Consider the following 22,325-nt stretch of genomic DNA (forward strand, 5'->3'; position numbering starts at 1 on the left):
TCGCTCCCACGGCAGACCGAGGCAGCAGACAACGGGGTCAATCCGAGCGGCTGGGAAACGTCGCAGGTCGGGCCGGGGCGGAGCGCAGGGACATGGAGGGCTCCAGGAGGATGTGCAGGCCGCTCGTCGGCGGGGGCCGCGGCGCTGCTGTGGGGGTTGCGGGTATTTTGCTGGCCGCTCACCGTGCCGTCCAATGCCAAAAGTGTGCACCCGCGCCTGCCTTGGAGGCATAGTTGCAGGTCAGGCAGCGGCGCTACGTCATCGCGGTCTACGACCGTGGCTCCACGAAGAAGGCAGCCGAGGCGCTCTTCGTGGGCGAGCTGTTGCTTTCACGACAGATCAGGCGGCCGGAGTGCCAGCTGGTCGACCTGACGATGCTCGCCGACGCGATGCAGTAGAACCCGGCGAACCGAGGCATCACCGCGACCGCCGACACGACCGGCAAGACCTGGCAGTACCGGTGCGGCCCGTTGGCGGCGGCATCACCACGGCGATGCTGCCCAACGGCGCCACGTACCAAGCCCTCAGCGACAACGACCAGTTCAACTGGTCGGCCCCGTGCAGCCAGGTATCGCTGTGCGGCGATTTCAGCGACAGCCTGGCGATTCCCTCGTCACCCCGCGGCTGTTCCGGCAGCGGTGCCGTGGAGCTCGCCAAGCCTCGCTGCATGGCACCGCGTAGGCGCCGGAGGGCGGCACCTCCTCGACGCTGAGCTTCCCCACGTCCGCTCACATCTGCGCGACAAGCGGGGCGCTCAGGTCGGTGGCATGGTCACCGGTGTGGCCGGCTCGATCTCCCCTCCCCGCCGCTCTACCGCGCGGTGTCGCGGCGCGCGGTCCCGCGCGATCGGCAGGAAACGGCCGCCCGGCCGCCGTCAGCCGCGGCCGGCCCCCGGTGTGGTCGGGCGGCTCGCAGCCCCAGCTGGCCCTCCGCCTGCGGATCTCGCGCGGTGGCCGGGCAACGAACAGCGTCCGGTGCCGTGCACGGTGCCTGATCTCCGCAATGCCTCCGAGGCATGCAACGCAGCACGAACAGGCATTGGACGACATGGTGAGAGGCCAGCAGGATTCAGCGCAACCCCCACAGCAGCGCGGCGGCACCGGCCGCAAGCGGCTGGATTTCGAGGAGCCCGATATGTCCCTGCGCCGTGCCAGAGCCTCGACCTGCGCGCTGACCCTGACCCTGAGCCTGGCCCTGGTGTCCGCCTCGGCCTGCAGCAGCTCCGCAGGATCGAAGTCCGCCTCGTCGGCCGTCCTGAAGGTTGCGACCACCGCCGACGTCACCACCTGGGACCCGGTGAAGTCGTTCTCCACCGAGGTCTTCTACCTGGCCAACGTCTACGAGCCGCTGCTGTGGAAGAACCCCGCCGGCTCCGCCCAGCCCTACCGGCCGGCGCTCGCCACCTCGTGGGAGGCAAGCCCCGACAAGCTGACCTGGACCTTCCACCTGCGCGCCGGCGTCACCTTCCACGACGGCGAACTGCTGACCGCTGCCGCGGTCAAGGCGTCCGTCGAGGCCGCCGCGGACCACGGCGGCGCCAGCTTCATCTGGGCGCCGCTGAAGAGCGTCGAGACGCCCGACGAGCAGACCGTCGTGATGAAGCTCAGCCACGCCGCGCCGATGGACCTGATCGCCTCCAGCATGTACGGGGCGTGGATCGTCAGCCCGAAGGCGCTGGCCGCTGCCAAGGCCGACCCGAAGTACTTCGACTCCGGCAAGGACGGCGGCACCGGACCTTACACGATCGGGGAGTACACCTCGGGCCAGCGCGTCGTGCTCAAGAACTACGCGAGCTACTGGGACGGCTGGAAGAAGGACTCCTACACCACCGTCGTCAACACCATCACCCCGGAGTCCGTGGTGCAGCAGCAGATGCTCACCAGCGGCCAGACGGACCTGGCCAGCAGCCTGCCGCTGGAGAACATCGACCAGTTCAAGAACGACGGGCGCTTCACCGTCACCACCTGTCAGACCGCCTCGGACTACGTCGGCTTCTTCAACACCACCCGCAAGCCGCTGGACGACGTCCGGGTCCGGCAGGCACTGTCGTACGCCATCCCGTACCAGGACATCATCACCGTCGGCGCGCACGGCTTCGGCACGCAGTCGCGCGGCCCGGTCCCGCAGGGCGTCTTCCCCTACTCGGACAGCACCCCGCAGTACCACCAGGACCTCGCCAAGGCCAAGGAACTGCTCGCGGCGGCCGGCTACCCCGACGGCGGGGGCCTGACCCTGAACGTGACCTACGCCGCGGAGAACCAGGCCCAGGCCCGCTTCACACCGCTGATCAAGGACGCCTTCGCCAAGATCGGGGTCACCGCGAACGTCCAGGCGCTGCTGTTCAACCAGCAGTGGGACCGCGCGAAGGCCGACCCGAAGTCCGCGCAGGACATCTTCCTGCTGCTGTACTGGCCGACCTACTCCGACGCCGGCTCGGACAACCTGTACTCGCTGTTCCACTCCAGCGACAAGCCGTCCTTCAACCTCAGCTACTGGAAGGACAGCACGTACGACAAGCTGCTCGACGACGCCGGGGCCGACACCGCGACCGACAACGCCAAGGCCATGAGCGAGTACGGCCAGGCCCTGAACCGTCTGTACGACCAGGCGCCCGGCTTCTTCCTCTACGACGTGGCGAACCCGCTGGTCGTGCCGAAGAACGTGAAGGGCGTGGCCTGTAACCAGGACTACTCCTCCAACTACTTCTTCCACGACCTGACCCGCGCGGGGGCCTGAGCATGGGGCGCTTCCTGTTGCGCAGGGCTGCGGCGGCGGCCGCCGTCCTGCTCGGGACCACCGTCGTCACCTTCGTGCTGGCCCGCGTCGTGCCCGCCGACCCGGCCCTCGCCTACCTCGGCCCGAAGGCCCGGCCCGAGCAGATCGCCGAGATCCACCACCAGCTGGGCCTGGACCGGTCACTGCCGGTGCAGTACGCCCGTTACCTCGGTGGACTGGTCCGCGGCGACTGGGGCATCTCGATCGGCACCAAGCAGCCCATCACCTCCGAGATCTTCGGACGGCTCCCGGCCACCCTCGAACTGCTGACCGCCGCCATGACCGTCGCGCTCCTGCTCGGCATCGTGCTCGGCGTGATCGCCGCGGTGCGGCAGCAGCGGCTGGCCGACCACGTCATCCGCATGCTGGCCATCGGCGGCGTGTCGATGCCGGCCTTCTGGCTCGGACTGCTGCTCCAGGTCACCGTGTTCGGGCAGCTCGGCCTGTTCGCGCTGACCGGGCGCAACGACCCGGACCTGGAATTCACCGACCCGATCCGGAAGATCACCGGCTTCCACCTGGTCGACGCGCTGCTCACCGGCAACGCCCCCGGGTTCACCGACACCCTCACCCACCTGGTCCTGCCCGCGCTGACGCTCGCCGCGTACCCCATCGGCGTCATCGCCCGGATGACCCGCGCTTCGATGATCGAGGTGCTGGCCGCCGACCACATCCGCGCCGCCCGCGCCTACGGGCTGCGTGAGCGGATGACGGTCGGCCGGATCGCCCTGCGCGGCGCGCTGCCGCCGGTCGTCACCGTCGCGGGCCTGACCCTGGCCTACTCGCTGACCGGAGCGTTCTTCGTGGAAGTGGTCTTCAACTGGCCCGGCCTCGGGCAGTTCGCGGCGACCGCGCTGCTCAACGCCGACTACCCGGCGATCATGGGCGTCACGGTCCTCGGGGCCGCCGCCTACATCCTGGTCAACCTGGCCGTGGACATCGTGCAGGCCCGGCTCGACCCGAGGGTGAGGCTCGCATGACGCTCCTCGCCGCAACCACCGGCCCGGTCGACGCCGTCCGCACCGCGGACACCCCCACGCCCACCCGCCTGCGCCGGATCGTCACCGCCCTGCTGCGCGACCGGCTCGCGCTGGTCGGCGTGGTCCTGGTCGGCGCGCTGCTCGTCGTCGCCGTCTTCGGCCCCTGGCTCGCGCCCTTCCCCGACCAGGGCCGCGGCGTCGCCGACGTGGCGCACCGCAACCTCGCGCCCGGCACCGGCGGCCACCTGCTCGGCACCGACCCGCTCGGCCGCGACGTGCTGTCGCGGATCATCATCGGCGCCCGGCCCGCGCTGCTGACGCCGCTGCTGACAGTGGCCCTCGCGGTCGCCGTCGGCGTCCCGCTCGGCCTGCTCGCCGGCTACCGCGGCGGGCGGCTGGACGAGGCCGTCATGCGGATCGCCGACATGTTCCTGGCGTTCCCGCCGCTGCTGCTCGCCATGGTGATCGCGGCGATGCTCGGGCCCAGCCTGATGCACGCCGGCATCGCCCTCGCCATCGCCTGGTGGCCCTGGTACACCCGGCTCGCCCGCGGCCTCGCCGCCGGGCTGCGGGACCGTCCGTTCGTCGACGGCGCGAGGGCACTGGGCCTGTCCGACACCGTCATCCTGGCCCGCCACCTGCTGCCGAACGCCGCCGCGCCGATTGTCGTGCAGGCCAGCATCGACATCGGCACGGTGATCCTCGCCTCCGGGTCGCTGGCCTTCCTCGGCCTCGCCGCGCAGGCGCCCACGCCGGACTGGGGCCTGATGGTCTCCGACGGGCGCAGCTACGTGCTGTCGCAGTGGTGGCTGTCCGCGCTGCCCGGCGCGGCGATCTTCCTGGCCGTGCTCGCCTTCAACGTCCTCGGCGACGCGCTGCGCGACATCCTCGACCCCAGGGCGGTGACTCGATGACACTGCTGACCGTCGAAGACCTGACGATCGAATTCCCACGGCCCGGTGGCCGGTCCGGCGGCGCGATCCGGCCGGTGCGCGGCGTCACCCTGACCGTCGAACCCGGGCAGACCCTCGGCGTCGTCGGCGAGACCGGCTGCGGCAAGACCCTCACGGGCCTCGCCGTGCTCGGCCTGCTGCCGCCCGCCGCACGGCCCCGCGGCAGTATCCGGCTGGACGGCCTCGAACTGCTCGGCGCGCCGCCGTCACAGCTGCGCGCAGTGCGCGGCAGCGCGATCGCCATGGTCTTCCAGAACCCGGCGACCGCCTTCGACCCGGTCCGCCCCCTGCGCACCCAGTTCGAGCGCGTCATCCGGCGCCACCGCGGCGGCTCGCGCGAGCAGGCCAGGGCCCGCGCCGCGAAACTGCTCGCCGAGGTCGAACTGCACGACACCGACCGTGTGCTTAGCAGCTACCCGCACCAGCTGTCCGGCGGCATGCTGCAACGCGCGATGATCGCCCTGGCGCTGTCCTGCGAGCCGCGGCTGATCATCGCGGACGAGTCCACCAGCGCGCTCGACGTGACCGTCGCCCAGCAGGTCAGACGGCTGCTACTGCGGCTCCAGCACGCGCACGGCTTCGGGGTGCTGTTCATCACCCACAACCTCGGCGAAGCCCGCGACCTGTGCGACCGCGTCGCCGTGCTGTATGCGGGCGAGGTGGTCGAGACCGGGCCGGTCGAGGACGTGTTCACCGCCCCCGCGCACCCGTACACCAAGGCGCTGCTGGGCGCGGTGCCCACCGTGGACGGCGACGGCGCGCCGCTCGCCTCGCTGCCCGGCGAGGTCCCGGCCGACGTGCTGGCCGTCACCGGCTGCGTCTTCGCCAACCGCTGCCCGCAGGCCGCCAACCTGTGCCGCAGCACGCCGCCCCCGGCACGATCGCTGCCCGGCGACCGCAGGGCCCTTTGTCACTTCGCCGATCCGGAGGTCGCGGCGTGATCCCCGATACCCCCCGCACCACCGACACCCCTGACGTCTCCGGCGTCCCCGCCGTCCTGCGCGTGCAGGACCTGGTCGTCACGTACGGCCGGCACCGCGCGGTGGACGGGGTCGGCTTCCGCATCGCACCCGGCGAGTCGTACGCCGTCGTCGGCGAGTCCGGCTGCGGGAAGACGACGCTCGCCAGGACCGTGCTCGGCCTGCTCAGGCCCGAGGCCGGCGAGGTCGCGCTGGAAGGGGTCAGGCTCGACCGGGCCAGGGGCCGCGACCTGCGGGCGCTGCGACGGCGGGTGCAGATCGTCTTCCAGAACCCGTTCGCCGCGCTCAACCCGCGGATGACCGTGGCCCGGCTGGTCGACGAGCCGTTGCGGCTCGCGCAGCCCGGCCTGACCGCCGCCGACCGCGCCGAGGCCGTCTCGGCGCTGCTGGCGTCGGTCGGTCTGGCCGACCGATTCCTCGCGCGGCGGCCGCACGAGCTGTCCGGCGGCCAGTGCCAGCGCGTCGCGATCGCCCGGGCGCTCGCGATGGACCCCGTGCTGCTGGTGCTGGACGAGCCGACGTCGGCGCTGGACGTGTCCGTCCAGGCGCAGGTGCTCAACCTGCTCGCCGACCTGCGGCAACGCCGGGGTCTGGCCTACCTGCTGATCAGCCACGACCTCGGCGTCGTCCGGCACCTGGCCGATCGGATCGGCGTCATGAACGCAGGCCAGCTGGTCGAGGAGGGGCCGGCGCAGGAGGTGCTTAACGCGCCTGCGGCGGACTACACCCGGGCGCTGATCGCCGCCGTTCCCGGCCGGGGGCGGGCCGCCCTGGTGGGCGGCGCGGAGACGGGCGACGAGGCGGGGGGCGGTGCTGCCGGGGGCCCCGGCGGCGGCGCGTCGGCCAGTGACGCTTCTGCCGACCTGCCGGCGGGAGCAACGCCCGCACTCGTATCCGCATCCGGCGCGGCGGCCGCACCCGCATCCGAACCCAGCGCACCGAATAGCACAGGGAGCAGCCAGTGAGCCGCATCGTCGGGATCGCCGCCGCGCAGGTGGCGCCCGTGCCCAACGACCCCGAAGCCACCTTCGCCAAGTTCGAGCGCGAGGTCCGCACGCTGGCCTCCTCGATGCTGGCCCTGGACCTGCTGGTCTTCCCCGAGTACTACCTGACGGGGATGGGCAGCTTCGACGCGCCGCCGCCGCCCGGCTACATCGAGCGCGTCGCCGAGGAGATTCCAGGGCCGCTCACCGACCGGCTGTGCGCACTGGCCGCCGAGACCGGCAAGTGGATCGTCCCCGGCACGATCCCCGAGCGCAACGGCGACCAACTGCACAACACCGCGCTGGCCATCTCGCCGGAGGGCGAGATCGCCGCGCGCTACCGCAAGCTCTTCCCCTGGATGCCGTACGAGCGGTCGGTGCCCGGCGACGAGCACGTGGTCTTCGACATTCCCGGCATCGGCCGGTTCGGCCTGGCCGTCTGCTACGACGGATGGGTTCCGGAGATCATGAGGACGCTGGCCTGGATGGGCGCGGAGGTCATCCTCCAGCCCACGTACACCCGCACCTCGGACCGCGCGCAGGAAATCGTCCTGGCCCGCGCCAACGCGATCACCAACCAGGTCTACGTCGTCAACCCCAACATCGGCGCGCTGTTCGGGACCGGCCGATCCGTCGTCACCGATCCCGAGGGCCGCCTGTTGGCCGAGGGCGGCAGCGGAGAGGAGTTCCTCACGCTCTTCCTCGACCTCGATCTGGTCTCCACCGTCCGCGAGCACGGCACCGCAGGACTCAACGCCCTGTGGAAGCAACTGCGCGACGCCGCCCCGCCCTTCCCCCCGGCCCTGCTCGGCTACGACGCCGGCGCCGTCATGCGGGGCCTCGGCCCCCTCCACACCCCGATCGAGGCTGTCGAAACCCACTGACCGCAGCAGCGACCCGCCTGCGCGTTCCATCCTAGGTCGCGACCGGAAAGCGAAAGTGCCTTCTGAGCTGTAACGATGAGGCTTGTCCAAGGCCCCAATCGTTCCAGCCGGAAGGCACTTTCGCGTACCCCACCCGCTTCGTCGCCCGCGTGCGCGGCGTGTGGCGAGGCGGGATCCGGACCCGGTCTCTCAGGCTGACGCTCCGTCATTGGCCATGGCCGCAGGACCGTCTTCGTCCTTCCCGAGCAGGGCTGACACCCCGCACCATCGTCCGCCGTGAACGGTCCCGTCGGGGTGCCCATCTGCTCTGTTCGACCAGGACGAAGGCATGCACCGCCCGGTCTGCCCTCCCGGCACCTCCGCCTCAGGAATCAGCCGCGGAACCCGCTGAATCCGCCTGCGAATCTCCACCACCTGGCCCTGGCGCCACCGACCGCCGTGCTCGACTCCCTGCCCGCACTGCCCTGACCGGATACCTGACCCGACGACATCGCCGCCGACCATCGACTCAAGGGCCCTGGAGCACCCGGCCGCAGCGCCGGGCCCTCGGCTTGCCCAAGAGCGGGGGTGGCCCCGCGACCTCCGACACGGGGCCACCCGGACCAGCCGGCGCGAACGGAGACAAGCAGGTTGGCTGTGCGCTGCGCCCTGGCCGGTCCGGCCGCGCGACCTCACGCCGCCCGGCCGGGGCCCGTTCGTGGTGTCCTGAGCCCACCCTTCTCCCTACAGCCAGCTGACGTTCGGGGCGAATTCCGGCGTACCCCGTCGATGACGCGGCATTCGCGTTGCGCGCGGCGGCCGCGTCGCCGCAGTCCGCCTTCGAGTGGCGCTTCAACTCGTCACGCCCGGCGCCGCCACGGCCTCAAGAGCGTCAGAGATGATCGGGGTGCGGCAAGCTCCTGCCGCCGGCGAGCATCGACCCGGTCCAGATCGGCCGCCACCTGATTCCCGCCGTCCCTGGACTGGTCGTCAGAGCTGACACGCAGTGCGGTTCGACCCGCGACCCCATCGCCGGACCCGCGGTTGCCGGTCGTGGAACGGCGACACCGGCGCCGTGGACGCCTTGCCCCGTGCCGCCCTGGCGTCGGCGCTGGTCGTCACCAGAATCGCTTCCACAACGGCGAGTTGAGCTTGTTGGTCGACGCGGCCACCGTCTCCGGGGCCGCCTAGCAGGTGAGGACGGCGACCTGCCGGCGCCACCCGTTCATGATGTGACGAGCTGTCCGCCCGCCTTGCCCCAGGGATCAGGGCCCCCGTAACTCACTCGCCGGTCCCGCTCCTGACCCGCGCCTTCTCGAACTCGGACACTGGGTCGCCGCCGACGCTCCAGGGCCAGGCCGTGACCGTACCGTTGATCGCGTCGAAGACCGGACGGGCCTCGCTGCGCCGGTCGGCGGCTGTCAGCGCGTAGGCCAGCAGGTTCAGGTCGGCGAGGGCCGCCGCGTGGTGGAGGAACCCGGGCCGGGCCCAGGTGTGTGCCGTACGGTCGAGGGTCTGGGCGGCAGATGCGTGGGACCAGCGGTGGCGTGCCAGCAGCGCCTCGACGCCGCCCCGGGTGAGGACGGAGTGGTACTGCAGAACGTGGGCGGTGAGCTCGGTGGCCGCGCAGGGCGCGTTCGCGGGTGTGCTGGCGCGGACCGCATCGAGGAAGTCCAGTACCTGGACGCGCGATCCCATTTCCTCGGGCCCCAGGTAGCGCAGCATGCTCAGGTGCGCCTCGCGGTTCCAGCGGTCGCGGGCCAGTACCTCGTTCCAGACGCCGAACGCCTCCCGCTGGCTGCGGCGCTCCAGCCGGGACAGTCCCAAGAGGACCACCCAGGGAGTCGGGTCCTCCGGCGCCAGTTCGGCGGCGCGCAGACAGCTGTCGGCGATGCCGGCCGCGTCCTCCAGACGCCCCCGGGCGCGTCCGCGTTCGAGCTGCACCCATGCGGAGAGGACGAGCGCGCTCGCGTTGCGAGGCTCACGAGCGGCCCAGCCACGGGGCCCGTGCGACTCGGACAGGCAGCATGCCAGCACGGAGAGCTGGTGTGTGCGGCGGTCCCAGTCGGCCTTGCTCTGGTCCAGAAGACGGGATATCTGGCCCATGAACAGGTCCGTCGCTCCGATCGTTCCTGTACTTGTCGTCGCTTGGAGGGACTTCAGTAGCCGGCCGAGGGCAGGGTCGTCGACCTCCAGGACGAGACGTGCCCGTCTGCGGCGGCTTGAGAGAAATGCCATGCACGGAGGCTAGAGGAGGCGAGCCGTGACGCAAGGTGTGCGCCGGGATCGTTATCGATTACCTCCGCAATACAGCTGTGGCCGGCGAGAGGAGGCGGGTGACGCGCCGGTGGACCTCGTCGCGTCCGCTGGCGGTCGTCCTGCGCGCGGCCCGCGGCGTGGTGTCCAGTCTTCGGGAGCCGGCAGCCGTGCGGGAGGTTGCCGCGTTGGGAGCACCGGGGCCACCGTCCGCTGCCTGCCCGGACTGCTGCCTGCCGGGCATGCATCCGCCTCTCCGCCGTCTGTCGGCCGTCGGGCCGGCGTGCGGTCATGCCGCCTCGCGCCCTGGTGAGGTCGGGGGCCCGTAGTCGTCGCTGCAGTTCAATGGCGGGCGGCGACCTGCGGTCCGTACTGCTCGACGCAGAAACGTGCCAACCCGGCCGCGAATGCCTCGATGCTGCGCAACGCGTAGTGACCTGGGTCCCACGCCGCGTGCAGGTGGATCTGCAGCGGTTCGCCCGTGCTGTCGAGGATCAGCAGGGGGTGCAGGTCGAAGCGGGGATCGTCGGAGACCACCGCGACACCGTGGCCCGAAGCCGCCATGGCCTGGGCGACGTGCGGGGTGTCGCATTCGAGCACGATGTCGTACGAGGCCTCCGCGTCCTGCACGGCATGGTCCAGGATGCGGCGGGTGCCGTGTGCCGAGGTGAGGACGATGAGAGGCTGCGCGGCAAGGTCCCCGATGGTGACGCGGTCCCGGTCCGCCCAGACGTGGTCGGCACGGACGTAGGCCCACAGCGGCAGGCGGGCCACCGGGAGCCCGGCGAAACGGCGCCGCGGAGGTGCCGAGGAGATGGCGACGTCGGCACCCCTCGCCAGGGCCTGGTACGCATGGGCCGGACTCTCCGCCTGCACGGTGACCAGCGGATCCTCCGGCCCCCAGGTGGCGAGGAACGGTGCGATCACGTCGGTGATGGTGGTGGGCGGCGCCGCCACAGTGATCCGCATGGCACGCCCGGCGGCCAGCGCACCGACTGCGGCCTCGGCGGTGTCCGCGCGGGCGACCAGGTCGCGGGCCAGGGGAAGAAAGCGCCGGCCGGCCGCGGTCAGGACCATCTGCTTGCCGCCCCGGTCGAAGAGCGTCATCCCCAACGACCCTTCCAAGGAGCGTAGTTGGCGCGAGAGCGAGGGCTGGGCGACGCGGACCACCTCGGCGGCCTTGGTGACGGAACCGGTCTCCACGATGGTCAGGAAGTAGCGCAGCACTCGGATTTCCATGGCGGTGGTCCCTCGGGAGACGGAGGAGGCAGACACCTTCATGCCTCAAAGGCATGATAGTAAACCCTACCAAGTATTTGAGGCTATGGCTGGCTGGATGCATTCTGGTCCCACCGGAATATCCGGTTATCGACACTCGAATCTCCGTCGACTTCTCGTCGTACAAATCCTTTCGATTGGCTGGTTCCCCCCCATGGCCCGCCCCCTGCCCCTGATCCTCGCCCAGGCGCCCGGTCGCCCGGCCGACGACCTCGCGGGCTTTGCCACCGACGTGGAGCGGCGCGTGAAACTCCACGCACCCGGCGCCCTCGTCGTCTACCCCGAACTTCACCTCGGCGAGAACGCCCCCGGCGTCCCGGCCGCCCCCGAGGAGGGAGCCGAGCCGCTCGACGGCAAACGCGATGCGGTCTTCGCCGAGCTCGCGGGTGATCTGGGCATCTGGCTGATACCCGGCAGCGTCTACGAACAGGGCGCCGACGACCGCATCCACAACACGACACCGGTCTACTCGCCGCAGGGCGAGCGCGTGGCCGCTTACCGCAAGATCTGTCCGTGGCGCCCGTACGAGACGACCACGCCCGGCACCCGGTTCGAGGTCGTCGACCTCGCCGGCGTCGGCCGCATCGGGCTTTCCATCTGCTACGACACCTGGTTCCCGGAGATCTCCCGCCACCTGGCCTGGATGGGCGCAGAGCTGATCGTCAACGTGGTCCGCACGGCGACGAGCGACCGCGCGCAGGAAGTCGTCCTCAACCGCGCCAACGCCATCGCCAACCAGGTCTTCGTCGCCAGCGTCAACTCCGCCGCCCCCTCCGGTACCGGCCGCAGCCTCGTCATCGACCCCCAGGGCACGGTGCGCGCCGAAACCGTCGACGCCGGCGACTCCACCCTCACCGACGTGATCGACCTCGACGAGGTCAGCAACGTCCGCCGCTACGGCACCGCCGGCCTCAACCGGATCTGGGACCAATTCCGCCCCGGCGACCCAGCCCTCGAACTCCCGCTCTACGGGGGCCGCATCGACCCCGCCACCTGGCACCCCGCCTGCCCCACCCAGGAGCCCCCACGATGAACAGCGACACGACTGCGAACACCATGAGACTGAAGGGCGACCTGAGCCTGCTCTCAGTCGTCCTCTTCGGCCTGGCCTACATCTCCCCGGGCATCGTCGTCACGGTCTTCGGCGTGGTCGCCGCCACCAGCGGCGGCGTGGCCCCGACCGCGTTCGCCGTCGCAACCCTCGCGATGCTGCTCACCGGGCTGAGCTACGCGAAGATGGCGCGAGCCGTGCCCGGCGCGGGGTCGGTCTACACCTACGCCCGCAAGATGCTCGACAGCCGCATCGGTTTCCTCTCCGGCTGGGCGATGCTGCTCGACTACTTCTTCATCCCGATGGTCGGCTGGCTGATCACGGCGATCTACTTCCACGCCCAGTTCCCCGAGATCCCCAAGTGGGCCTGGCTGATCGTCTCGGTGGGCATCACCACCGCCATCAACGTCTTCGGCATGAAGCTCGCGGACCGCGTCAACAAGGTCCTGATGTTCATCGCCCTCGGGTCGCTGGTCCTCTTCGCCACCCTGTGCGTCGTCTTCCTCGGCAAGCACGGCTCCTCCGCCCCCGCCACGGACGCCCTGTGGAACTCCGGCACCTCGGTCGGCGCGGTCACCGCGGCCGCCGCCATCGCCGCATACTCCTTCCTCGGCTTCGACGCCGTCTCCACGCTCGGCGAGGAGGCCAGGGGCGGGGCGAGGACGATCGGCCGCGGCATCATCGGCTGCGTCATCGCGGCCGGAGCGATCTTCATCGTGCTGTCCTTCGTGATGCAACTGGTCCACCCCGGCGCGAAGTTCGCCGACGTCGACGCGGCCGCCTACCACCTGAAGATCCAGGTCGGCGGCCAGGCCTACGCCAAGACCATCAACTTCGTTACCATCGCCGGATCCATCGCCTCCTGTATCGCCCTGCAAGCCTCCGCCGCCCGTCTCATGTACGTCATGGGACGCGACGGCGCACTGCCCAAGGCCGTCTTCGGCAAACTGTCAGGGAAGACCGGCACGCCCGTCCTGAACCTGCTGCTGACCGCGGCCGCCGGTGTCATCGCCATCAACCTCGACCTGACCACCGCCACCTCGTTCATCAACTTCGGCGCCTTCCTCGGCTTCGCCCTGGTGAACGTCTGCGTGATCGCCCACCTGGTCCGAGAGCGCCGACACGGCCGCACCCACAGCCTCTTCTCGTACCTGGTGATGCCGGCCATCGGCGCCGTCGTCTCCCTCTACCTGCTCACGAAGCTCGGTCACGTCGCACTCCAGATCGGCGGCGTGTGGCTGGCGATCGGCATCGTCTACCTGGCCGTCCTGACCAAGGGCTTCCGCCGGCCCGCACCGGAGATGACCTTCGACGACGACACCGCGGCCACGGCAGAGTCATCGCGGAGCTCCTCTCCCCGGGCGGGGAGCCGAGGCTGATCCGACCCGGCAACCGCCAGGGCCATTCGCAGCTCATCACCCAGTCCCTGTCTGATGCCACCGACGGACCGGAGGCACCCGGGGGCTGGGACAGCGACAACAACCTCGCCACCGCCCTCGGCCCTTCGTCGTACGGCAGGGCGCGCTACTTCCCCCTCCCGCGACCGCATGCCTGCTGTTGGCACCGGCGGCCCCTGAGCGGTGCCAACAGCGGTGCTTTCGCCGCCCGCTCGGACCCTCCCGGCTCCCTTGAAAGGCAGCCCCACCATGGCGACCGAAACGCTCCTGCGCAGTGCACCCGCCACCACGGTGCACGCCCCCGCCCCGCAGGCCGCCTGCTATCTGCGCTGCTACCCGGCCGATCCCTGGGAGACGAGGAACTTCGCCGACGCGCTGCGCCGCCTCGCACTGGGGCATGGCTTCGTGGAGCCGTGCCTGCTCATCGACTCAGGAGTGCCCTCCAGGTCGGCTGACAAACCCGCCCTGCAGAACCTGATCACGGCCGCGGAGCTCGGCATGTTCCAGGTCGTGTTCGTGCCGGGCCAGTGGGTCTTCTCCCTTGACGACGCTCAGGCGGCTGCCATCCGTGACCGCCTGAACGCCGCTGGCTGCCGGGTCGTCGAACTCCCCGCCCGGTCCGGCCGTCGAGCAGCAGCCCCATCCGTGTTCGCCGGCGGCCATTCCGGCGATGTCAGGGATCCCACTGGCCGCCGCGCCCTGACCGGCCAGCCCCATCGGGGCCCCCACACGGCCGGCGTGATCGCCGTGGGGGCAACCGCGGGTGGGCGCGGCGGCACGCACGAGGTACCCGCGGCACTCTGAGCGCCCGACCTGAGCCGCGGCACCGCCGACGGGCTTGGGCCGACGACCGCATCCGTTTCGCCCGATCCTTCGCATCGGCGGCGCGGTCCTGGCCGCCTTCGGCGTCGGACTCGCCGTCGAGCGCCCCGCCGTCTGAAACCGGCCCCGCAGAAGCCGCCGCAGCCTGCGGGTCGCTGAACCTCCCCACTCCCTTCCGCCTGGACGCCGACGAGCGCAAGGGTTTGCCCGCACCCGCGCAGCGGCTGCTGCCGTCCGGTGCACGATCCACGACTCGACCGCAGGCTCAGGGTTGTCCGGGAGCCTCGCCGGTCGGGTTCGAGGGTCTGTGCCGTTCGGCGAACGCGGGGTGGCTCAGGCCCGACGGCCCAGCGCAACTCTCAGGCGGCGGTGCGGTGCTGGTCCTCCTCGATGGCGTCATAGAGGTAGGTGCCGTGGGCCCAGTCGGTGAGGATGTGCCGGTCGACGAGGATGAGGTCGTGGCGGGCGGCGAACGCGGCGGCGTCCCGGGTGAAGCCGTTGAGTCCGATCATGACGGGTATGTCGGCGCCGTGTTCGGGCCGGGCGGTGCCGTTGAACGTCTGGACGTCCCGGGAGCCGGCCGGTCTGCGGTAGTGCTTGCACTGGAGGACGACCTTGCGGCCGAGGTGGTCGCTGGCGGTGACGTCCGCGCCGAGGTCGCCGGAGCGGCCGGAGTGCCGCACCTGGAGGAAGCCGTCCCGGACGAGCAGTTCGGCGCAGGCCTTCTCGAAGTCGGTCGGGTCCATCCCGTCGAGGTGGTGGATCGAGTACGTCAGGGCGGCCGGGTCCTCGTCCTCGACGTCGGCCCAGTGCTGCACGTAACCGCGGGGAGCGAAGAGCCAGACCGTGGCCGCGAGGAGCGGGGCCAGGACGACGAGGCCGCCGGCGAGCGCCGACCACCAGGGGTGCTCGGTGATCCAGCCCCACACGTCCCCGCTCAGCCAGTGCCAGAACGAGGTCGTCACCCACTGCCAGAACGAGGTCGTCAGCCACTGCCAGAAGACCTTGGCGACGGCCACGGCCAGGACCGCGCCGGCGATGAACTTCAGCAGCGGATCGAAGGTGCCGTCATCGCGCACTGCCGTGTACTCCTTCCTGCCGGATCCGGCGGGTGGCGGCGGGGCCACCGAGTGCCCTGCGCGGCGGCGCGGGGCTTGAGCGGGACGGAGTGCCTGGCCGGGTTGTAGCGCAACCGCCACGAGCGCACCGCGTGATTGAGGGCGTTGCGCAGTGTGGAGACGATCCGGTAGATCGTGACCCGGCCGCGGCCGCTCGTGTGCTGGGCGCTCACCCAGGCGTCGATCTGCTTGGGACACAGGTCGGGGAGCCGGTAGTGGCCGAAGGCGGGGGACGAGGTCCCGCTCGACGCAGTCCGCGTAGCCGGCGTAGGTGTTCGGCGCGAGCACCTCCTTCTTCGCCGCCAGCCACTCCCGCAGGAAGCTCGCGACGGTGGTGCGGCGGTCCTCGTAGATCGTCGTCCCGGCCGTGAAGCCGGTTGCGAGGGAGGGCCGTTGGGAAGCCGAGCCAGGACCCCGACGGCCCGGCCCTCGCCTTCTCCGGCGACTTCGGCGCCGCCTGACGCACTGTCACCTCGCGCCTCGACCGGACCTTCCGGTCGGGGCACGGTGCTCTGCGCCCGGGCGTTCGGCCGTTGTGCGCCGTGGGGACGGGGGCTGTGCGCTGGGGGCGAAGCCGGCGGTCCGGTCCGCTGGAAGGGTTGGCCGTGTTCCCGACCAACTCTCACAGGAGTCAACTCGTGCACATCCACACCACAGTGGGCCGGCGGTTCATCGGCCTCCTCCTCGCGCTCGGTCTGGCGCTCGGCCTGTTGCAGGCGGCGTCGGCGCCGGCCGCGCACGCCGACCCCAGCGATTCGATCACCAAGTTCGACTGGGACATCGGCGACCTCGAATGGGGCGGCGAGGCGGCGCACTCGAACTACTGGTACGCCATCGACCAGATCCACCGGATCAGCGGCCACGACATCCCCAACCACCCCGAGGTCGCCTCCCAGCTCGACGAGACGACGCTGCTGCCGACCCGCCTGGTCGAAGCCCGCATCCTCACGCACGGGCAGTACCGCGGATCGCTCTACTGGTGGGCGGACAACCTCTACTTCGCCGGCTTCTACCAGCCTGCGTACGACAACCACCCGGGCACCCACTACGGATTCCCGGACGTCTGGCCCACCGAGTTCCAGCAGGTCACCCACAGCGTCAACTTCCAGCGTCTGCCCTGGGACGGCAACTACTCCCGGCTGCCCGGCGGCGGCACGGGCGAGCGCGCCGGGCGGGCCATCGGCTACGCCAACCTCACCAACGCCCTCACCAGCATCGCGACCGCGGCCACGCGTCTCCAGCGCGACCCGAACGCCTTCGCCCGCGAGATGGTGACGATCATCCAGGCGACTTCCGAGGCCGCCCGCTTCGGTCGCGTCTTCGACAACATCCGGGGCAACATCCGCAACTACACCTCGAACGCCATGGGGCCGGAGAACGTCGACCTCCAGCAGCACTGGGACGACGCCTCGACGTTCGTGTACCGGCGGCTGAGCGGCCAGACGCCGACGTTCAGCATCAGCGGCCGGACGTTCCAGACGCTGGCGGCCTTCCTCGCCTACGTCGGCTACATGGAACTCCACGCCAAGGTGCCCCGCTGATCGTCGGATGCCACGGCCTTCCCCTGGGCCGCGGTCGGGCCGGGCCAGGGCGCCGGGTGGCCGCACCGCCCCGGCCGTGCTCCGCAGCACCGGTGCACCCGTGGGCAAGCCCAGTGCAGCCAGGGAGCACCCGGGCCCCGGCCGACTGGCTACCGTCAGCCCTGTTCGCAGCCACTGCGGCAGACCCCGGCGGCGGCCTCGCCGCGCCCCGGCGGACGGGACCGGGCACGTCACGGACCGCACGTCTCCTCCACCCATCGGAACAGGGACCATGACGACCAGTGAGAGTTCCCCGGCCGGAGCGCCGGACGGCCGGCGCTTCGAGCCCGATCTGCGCGGCATGACCCGGATCAACCTGCGGCCGATCGCGTCGCCGATGCCGCTCGGGTTCTACACGGTCGGGATCGCCTCGGTGATGGTCGGCTGCTTTCAGCTCGGCGTCTTCGAGGACGGTGCGCGGCGGGCGGTGGGCCTGGCGATCCTGCCGGCGTTCGTCCTGCAACTGGTGGTGGCGGTGTTCGCCCTCGGTGCGCGGGACGCCCTGGCGGCGACGCTGATGGCCTGCTTCTCCGGTCTCTGGCTGGCGAGTTCGCTCGTCCTGGTGGTGGATCCGGTCGGCGGGACCCGCGTGCTGGGCGTGCTGAACGCCACCTTCGCGCTGTTCGCCCTGATGATGGCGGCGGTCGCGGGCCGCAAGCGGGCGCTCTGGCTGGTGCTGTGCACCGCGGTGCCCCGGTTCGCGGTGGCCGCGCTGTCCAACCTGACCGGTGTCGCCCGGCTGGGCACCCTCTCCGGCGCTCTCGGGCTGCTGCTCGCGGCCGTGGCCCTCTACACGGCGTTCGCGCTGATGCTGGAGGACATGCGGGGTGAGGAGGTCCTGCCGATCGGCCGCAGTGGCCCCGCCCACCACGCGGTGGAGGGCGATCTGACGGTCCAGCTGCGCGACCTCGAACGCCAGGCCGGCGTGCGCCGCACCCTCTGAACTCCTCCTGAAAGCGACGATCATGGCTGACTCCATGCCCGTCGGCGGCACTGTGCCCGCTGCCGGTCCGCCCCAGCGCCCCGCCGACCTCGTCCTGCGCAACGCGAAGATCCACACCGGCGACCGGGCTCGGCCCGAAGCCTCCGCGCTCGCCGTCCGCGACGGCCGCGTCCTCGCCCTCGGGGACGAGCACGCCGTCGCGGTCCACGTCGGGCCGGACACCCGGGTGGTCGACGGTCTGGGCCGGCGGGTCGTGCCCGGGCTCAACGACTCCCATCTGCACGTCATCCGCGGCGGGTTGAACTACGTGCTGGAACTGCGCTGGGACGGCGTGCGCTCGTTGCGCCAGGGTCTCGCGATGCTCCGCGAGCAGGCCGCCCGTACCCCGAAGGGCCAGTGGATCCGGGTGGTCGGCGGGTGGTCGGCCGAGCAGTTCGCCGAACGCCGGCTGCCCACCCCGGCGGAGCTCAACGCCGCCGCGCCGGACACCCCCGTCTTCGTCCTGCACCTCTACCAGTCGGCGATCCTGAACCGGGCCGCCGTGCGCGCGGCCGGATTCACCCGCGACACCCCTGATCCGCGCGGCGGGCAGATCGTCCGGGGCCGCGACGGCGAACCCAACGGCGTCCTGCTGGCCGCCCCCGGCGCGCTCGTGCTGTACTCGACCCTGGCGAAGGCGCCCGCGCTGGACGAGGCGGACCGCAAGACCTCCACCCGGCACTTCCTGCGCGAACTCAACCGCTTCGGCCTCACCTCGGCGGTGGACGCCGCCGGCGGCTTCCAGAACTTCCCCGACAACTACGCCACCGTCATCGAGCTGGCCCGCGAAGGGCTGCTCACGCTGCGCATCGCCTATCACCTGTTCCCGCAGACGGCCGGACAGGAGCTCGACGACCTGCGCCGCTGGGTCGAGACGGTCCGCCCCGACGAGGGCGACGAGTGGCTGCGGCTGAACGGTGCGGGGGAGAACCTCACCTGGGCCGCCGCCGACTTCGAGAACTTCGGCGAGCCCCGGCCCGAGCTGGAGGCCGGCTACGAGGGCCGGTTCGAGCAGGCCGTGCGGCTGCTGATGGAGCACGGCTGGGGCTTCCGGCTGCACGCGACGTACGACGAGACCATCCGGCGCGACCTCGCGGTCTTCGAGAAGCTCGCCGCGGACGGGCTCTTCCCGGCCGGCAACCGCTGGCTCTTCGACCACGCCGAGACCGTCTCCCCGCACAGCCTGGAGCGGATCGCCGCACTCGGCGGTGCGATCAGCGTGCAGAACCGGATGTCCTTCCAGGGCTCGGCGTTCGTCGACCGCTACGGTGCCGAGGCCGCAGCCCGGACCCCTCCGGTGACCGAGATGCTGGCGCTCGGCCTACCGGTCGCGGCCGGCACGGACGCCACCCGGGTCTCCTCCTACAACCCCTGGGTGGCCCTGCACTGGCTGGTGACCGGGCGGACCGTCGGCGGTCGCGCGCTCTACCCGCCGCAGCGGCTGCTCTCCCGGGAGGGCGCGCTGGAGCTGTACACCCGCGGTGGCGCCCGGATCACCGGTGAGGAGGAGGTGAAGGGGCTGCTGAAGGAAGGCTTCCTCGCGGACTTCGCGGTGCTCTCCCACGACTACTTCACCGTCCCCGCCGAGGACATCCCGCACATCGAGGCCGTACTCACCGTGGTGGGCGGCCGGCTCGTCCACGCGGCGGCCGAGTACGAGGGCCTGGACGAGGCGGCGCCGCCGATCAGCCCCGCCTGGAGCCCGGTCGCCCGCTTCGGCGGCTACCAGGCCTCCCCGCCGCCCTCGGCCTCCGGCGCCCGGCAGGCCGACCGCCTGGCCGAAGTGGCGGCCGGCGCCGAGGAGCAGTACCGGTGGCGGCTCGCCCGCGGCCTGGAACCCGCCGGCCCGGCCGGCTTCGTCGACCCCTGCTACGGGGGCTGATCCGCCGTCCGTCCGACACCACCTGTCCGACCGTCCGAACCCGACCGTCCGAACCCGACCGTCCGATACCGACCCTCCCCTCTCAAGGAGTTGACCGTGACCGACCTCGCCTTCGACCTCGCCGATGTCTCGGCCCGGCCCAGCCCGGACCTCATCTCGCCCGACAACGCGATGATGCTGTTCGTCGACCACCAGCCGCAGATGTTCTTCGGCGCCGCGAGCGCCGACCGGGCCGGGGTCATCAACGCGACCGTGGGCCTGGCCAAGGCCGCCCGGGTCTTCGACGTGCCGGTGGTGCTCTCCACCGTCGCGGCCGAGTCCTTCTCCGGCCCGATACTGCCGCAGCTGCGCGCGGTCTTCCCGAAGCGCGAGGTCGTGGACCGCACCTCGATGAACGCCTGGGAGGACGCCGCGCTGGTCGACGCCGTCAAGGCCACCGGCCGCCGCAAGATCGTGCTTTCCGGCCTCTGGACCGAGGTCTGCCTGGTCCTGCCGGCGCTGTCCGCGCTCGCCCAGGGCTACCAGGTCTACGTGGTCGCCGACGCCTCCGCCGGTGTCACGCCGGCCGCGCACGAGCACGCCCTCCAGCGGATGATCGCGGCCGGCGCGGTGCCGGTCACCTGGCTCCAGGTGCTGCTGGAGCTCCAGCGCGACTGGGCCCGCACCGAGACCTACGCGGACACCCTGGACGTGGTGAAGGAGCACGGCGGCGCGTACGGGATGGGCGTGGTCTACGCGCAGTCCATGATCGACCCGCACGCCGCGGGCTGAGCGGGAACGGAACGAGACCATGGACACCGGTCTGCTCATTCTCCGCCTGGTGGCCGGGCTGCTGATCGCCGGCCACGGCATCCAGAAGGTCAGCTTCCGGCTCGACGGCAGCGGCCTGGCCGGCGGCACGGAGGAGTTCCGGCGCGACGGCTTCCGCGGTGGGACGCTCACCGCCCTCGCGGCCGGAGCCGGCCAGATCGGCTCGGGTCTGCTGCTCGCCGCCGGTGCGCTGACCCCGCTCGCGGCGGCCGGCGCGGCCGGGGTGATGACCGTCGCCCTGACCGTGAAGTGGCCGCACGGCCTCTGGGTGCAGAAGGACGGCTACGAGTACCCGCTGGTGCTGATCGTCGTCGCCACCGTGCTCGCACTCACCGGGCCCGGCCGCTACTCCGTCGACCAGGCCCTGGGCCTGGCGCCGTGGGCCGCCTGGTGGGTCGCGGTCACCCTGCTGGGCGGCGTCGGCAGCGGACTCGCCGTCCGCGTCCTGCTGCACCGCCCCGAGCCGGTGACCGCCCGCCCCTGAGGCCGGTTCCGCCCCTTCTCCCTTCAGCGGCCCGCCCGCCACACGCGGCGGGACCGCCTCCATCGGCCCGGCCCACCGGCCCGGCCGTACCACCGACACCGAAAGGCACACCATGCCCTTCATCACGCTCTCCGACGGTTCGCAGAAGTTCTTCAAGGACTGGGGCACCGGTCGTCCGGTCGTCCTCTCGCACGGTTGGCCGCTGAACGCCGACGCGTGGGACAGCCTCGCCGTCGCCGTCGCCGAGGCCGGCTACCGGGTCGTCGCCCACGACCGGCGCGGGCACGGCCGCTCCGAGCAGACCTGGGCCGGCAACCACATGGACCAGTACGCGGACGACCTGGCCGAACTGCTGGAGCAGCTCGACCTCACGGACGCCGTCCTGGTCGGCCACTCGACCGGTGGCGGCGAGGTGGCCCGCTACCTCGGCCGCCACGGCAGCGACCGGGTGCGCAAGGCCGTACTGCTGGGCGCCGTGCCGCCGCTGATGCTGCGGACCGGAGCGAACCCCGAGGGCACCCCGATCGAGGCCTTCGACGGCATCCGGGCCGGCGTCGCCGCCGACCGGTCGCAGTTCTACTACGACCTCAGCGAGGCCTTCTTCGGCTTCAACCGGCCCGGCGCCGAGGTCTCCGAGGGCAAGCGCCGCGAGTTCTGGCTCCAGGGCATGCAGGCCGGCATCAAGGGGGCCCTCGACTGCGTCGAGGCGTTCTCGGAGACCGACTTCACCGAGGACCTCCAGAAGATCGACATCCCGGTCCTGGTCGCCCACGGTGACGACGACCAGATCGTCCCGATCGCCGCTTCCGCGGAGAAGGCCGTGAAGCTGCTCTCCCAGGGCGTCCTCAAGGTCTACCCGGGCGCCCCGCACGGCCTGGTCGGCGCCTACGAGGCCGCGTTCACCAAGGACCTGCTGGAATTCGTCGGCGCCTGACCCGCTCCGGCCGCTCCGGCCGCGCCTGACCCGCTCCGGCCGCTCCGATCCTGCCGGTTCCACCGGGTGCATCGGCCACGCACCACCGCGGCACCGCACGCCCCACGGGCCCCTCACCTGCGCCGACGCGCAGCCGAGGGGCCCGTGGGTGTTCCCGGCCCGGCACGCGCACGGCTGACGGGCGGTTAGCCTTGACC

At 71.5% G+C, this 22,325-nt stretch carries 19 protein-coding genes; 16 read left to right on the forward strand and 3 right to left on the reverse strand.

From position 1 onward, the window contains the following. Positions 1-233: 233 nt before the first annotated feature. The 7 genes from ACIGZJ_RS27290 to ACIGZJ_RS27320 all read left to right on the forward strand — a co-directional run bounded on the left by ACIGZJ_RS27290 (position 234) and on the right by ACIGZJ_RS27320 (position 7,555). Positions 234-398, forward strand: coding sequence for a hypothetical protein (locus tag ACIGZJ_RS27290; RefSeq protein ID WP_396459700.1), 165 nt, complete (start codon positions 234-236; stop codon positions 396-398). A 736-nt stretch (positions 399-1,134) separates the two neighbouring features. Continuing rightward, positions 1,135-2,736: an ABC transporter substrate-binding protein gene (locus ACIGZJ_RS27295; protein ID WP_396459701.1), complete on the forward strand. Its 1,602-nt coding sequence runs from the start codon at positions 1,135-1,137 to the stop codon at positions 2,734-2,736. A gap of 2 nt (positions 2,737-2,738) precedes the next feature. Then, entirely contained in the window at positions 2,739-3,755 is a 1,017-nt protein-coding gene (locus tag ACIGZJ_RS27300; RefSeq protein ID WP_396459702.1) for an ABC transporter permease, read from the forward strand. Further along, entirely contained in the window at positions 3,752-4,669 is a 918-nt protein-coding gene (locus ACIGZJ_RS27305; RefSeq protein ID WP_396459703.1) for an ABC transporter permease, read from the forward strand. The genes ACIGZJ_RS27300 and ACIGZJ_RS27305 overlap by 4 nt, the downstream gene beginning before the upstream one ends. Beyond that, complete coding sequence (locus ACIGZJ_RS27310) at positions 4,666-5,649, forward strand: ABC transporter ATP-binding protein (RefSeq protein ID WP_396459704.1); 984 nt, start codon at positions 4,666-4,668, stop codon at positions 5,647-5,649. Before ACIGZJ_RS27305 ends, ACIGZJ_RS27310 begins: the two co-directional genes overlap by 4 nt. Next, positions 5,646-6,653, forward strand: a complete 1,008-nt coding sequence (locus ACIGZJ_RS27315) for an ATP-binding cassette domain-containing protein (protein ID WP_396459705.1) — start codon at positions 5,646-5,648, stop codon at positions 6,651-6,653. The genes ACIGZJ_RS27310 and ACIGZJ_RS27315 overlap by 4 nt, the downstream gene beginning before the upstream one ends. Next, complete coding sequence (locus tag ACIGZJ_RS27320; protein WP_396459706.1) at positions 6,650-7,555, forward strand: carbon-nitrogen hydrolase family protein; 906 nt, start codon at positions 6,650-6,652, stop codon at positions 7,553-7,555. The genes ACIGZJ_RS27315 and ACIGZJ_RS27320 overlap by 4 nt, the downstream gene beginning before the upstream one ends. Positions 7,556-8,815: 1,260 nt before the next feature. Here ACIGZJ_RS27320 and ACIGZJ_RS27325 read toward each other — a convergent pair. Further along, complete coding sequence (locus tag ACIGZJ_RS27325; RefSeq protein ID WP_396459707.1) at positions 8,816-9,640, reverse strand: hypothetical protein; 825 nt, start codon at positions 9,638-9,640, stop codon at positions 8,816-8,818. 492 nt (positions 9,641-10,132) lie between these two features. Next, the gene (locus ACIGZJ_RS27330) at positions 10,133-11,029 is read right to left on the reverse strand and encodes a LysR family transcriptional regulator (protein WP_396459708.1); all 897 of its coding nucleotides are present in this window, start codon (positions 11,027-11,029) and stop codon (positions 10,133-10,135) included. Between the two features lie 193 nt (positions 11,030-11,222). Here ACIGZJ_RS27330 and ACIGZJ_RS27335 point away from each other — a divergent pair, with 193 nt between their 5' ends. The 3 genes from ACIGZJ_RS27335 to ACIGZJ_RS27345 all read left to right on the forward strand — a co-directional run bounded on the left by ACIGZJ_RS27335 (position 11,223) and on the right by ACIGZJ_RS27345 (position 14,320). Beyond that, positions 11,223-12,101, forward strand: coding sequence for a carbon-nitrogen hydrolase family protein (locus ACIGZJ_RS27335; RefSeq protein ID WP_396459709.1), 879 nt, complete (start codon positions 11,223-11,225; stop codon positions 12,099-12,101). Further along, positions 12,098-13,498: an APC family permease gene (locus ACIGZJ_RS27340; RefSeq protein ID WP_396459710.1), complete on the forward strand. Its 1,401-nt coding sequence runs from the start codon at positions 12,098-12,100 to the stop codon at positions 13,496-13,498. Before ACIGZJ_RS27335 ends, ACIGZJ_RS27340 begins: the two co-directional genes overlap by 4 nt. 267 nt (positions 13,499-13,765) lie before the next feature. Continuing rightward, positions 13,766-14,320, forward strand: coding sequence for a hypothetical protein (locus tag ACIGZJ_RS27345; RefSeq protein WP_396459711.1), 555 nt, complete (start codon positions 13,766-13,768; stop codon positions 14,318-14,320). Between the two features lie 377 nt (positions 14,321-14,697). Here the strand turns inward: ACIGZJ_RS27345 and ACIGZJ_RS27350 are convergent, their stop codons facing one another. Then, positions 14,698-15,417 carry a restriction endonuclease gene (locus tag ACIGZJ_RS27350; protein WP_396459712.1) on the reverse strand — a complete coding sequence of 240 codons (720 nt, stop codon included), beginning with the start codon at positions 15,415-15,417 and terminating at the stop codon, positions 14,698-14,700. A gap of 677 nt (positions 15,418-16,094) precedes the next feature. Between ACIGZJ_RS27350 and ACIGZJ_RS27355 the strand changes: the two genes are divergently transcribed. From ACIGZJ_RS27355 to ACIGZJ_RS27380, 6 genes are all read left to right on the forward strand, one after another. Further along, positions 16,095-16,997 carry a ribosome-inactivating family protein gene (locus ACIGZJ_RS27355; RefSeq protein WP_396459713.1) on the forward strand — a complete coding sequence of 301 codons (903 nt, stop codon included), beginning with the start codon at positions 16,095-16,097 and terminating at the stop codon, positions 16,995-16,997. Positions 16,998-17,268: 271 nt separating this feature from the next. After that, complete coding sequence (locus tag ACIGZJ_RS27360) at positions 17,269-17,979, forward strand: GPR1/FUN34/YaaH family transporter (protein ID WP_396459714.1); 711 nt, start codon at positions 17,269-17,271, stop codon at positions 17,977-17,979. Between the two features lie 22 nt (positions 17,980-18,001). Next, the gene (locus ACIGZJ_RS27365; protein ID WP_396459715.1) at positions 18,002-19,900 is read left to right on the forward strand and encodes an amidohydrolase; all 1,899 of its coding nucleotides are present in this window, start codon (positions 18,002-18,004) and stop codon (positions 19,898-19,900) included. Between the two features lie 96 nt (positions 19,901-19,996). Then, positions 19,997-20,671, forward strand: a complete 675-nt coding sequence (locus ACIGZJ_RS27370; RefSeq protein ID WP_396459716.1) for a hydrolase — start codon at positions 19,997-19,999, stop codon at positions 20,669-20,671. Between the two features lie 19 nt (positions 20,672-20,690). Beyond that, positions 20,691-21,194, forward strand: a complete 504-nt coding sequence (locus tag ACIGZJ_RS27375; protein WP_396459717.1) for a DoxX family protein — start codon at positions 20,691-20,693, stop codon at positions 21,192-21,194. A gap of 112 nt (positions 21,195-21,306) precedes the next feature. Further along, positions 21,307-22,128, forward strand: a complete 822-nt coding sequence (locus ACIGZJ_RS27380; RefSeq protein WP_396459718.1) for an alpha/beta fold hydrolase — start codon at positions 21,307-21,309, stop codon at positions 22,126-22,128. Positions 22,129-22,325: the final 197 nt, after the last annotated feature.

It is taken from the genome of Kitasatospora sp. NPDC052868 (genome assembly GCF_044547105.1).
Classification (GTDB): Bacteria; Actinomycetota; Actinomycetes; order Streptomycetales; family Streptomycetaceae; genus Kitasatospora.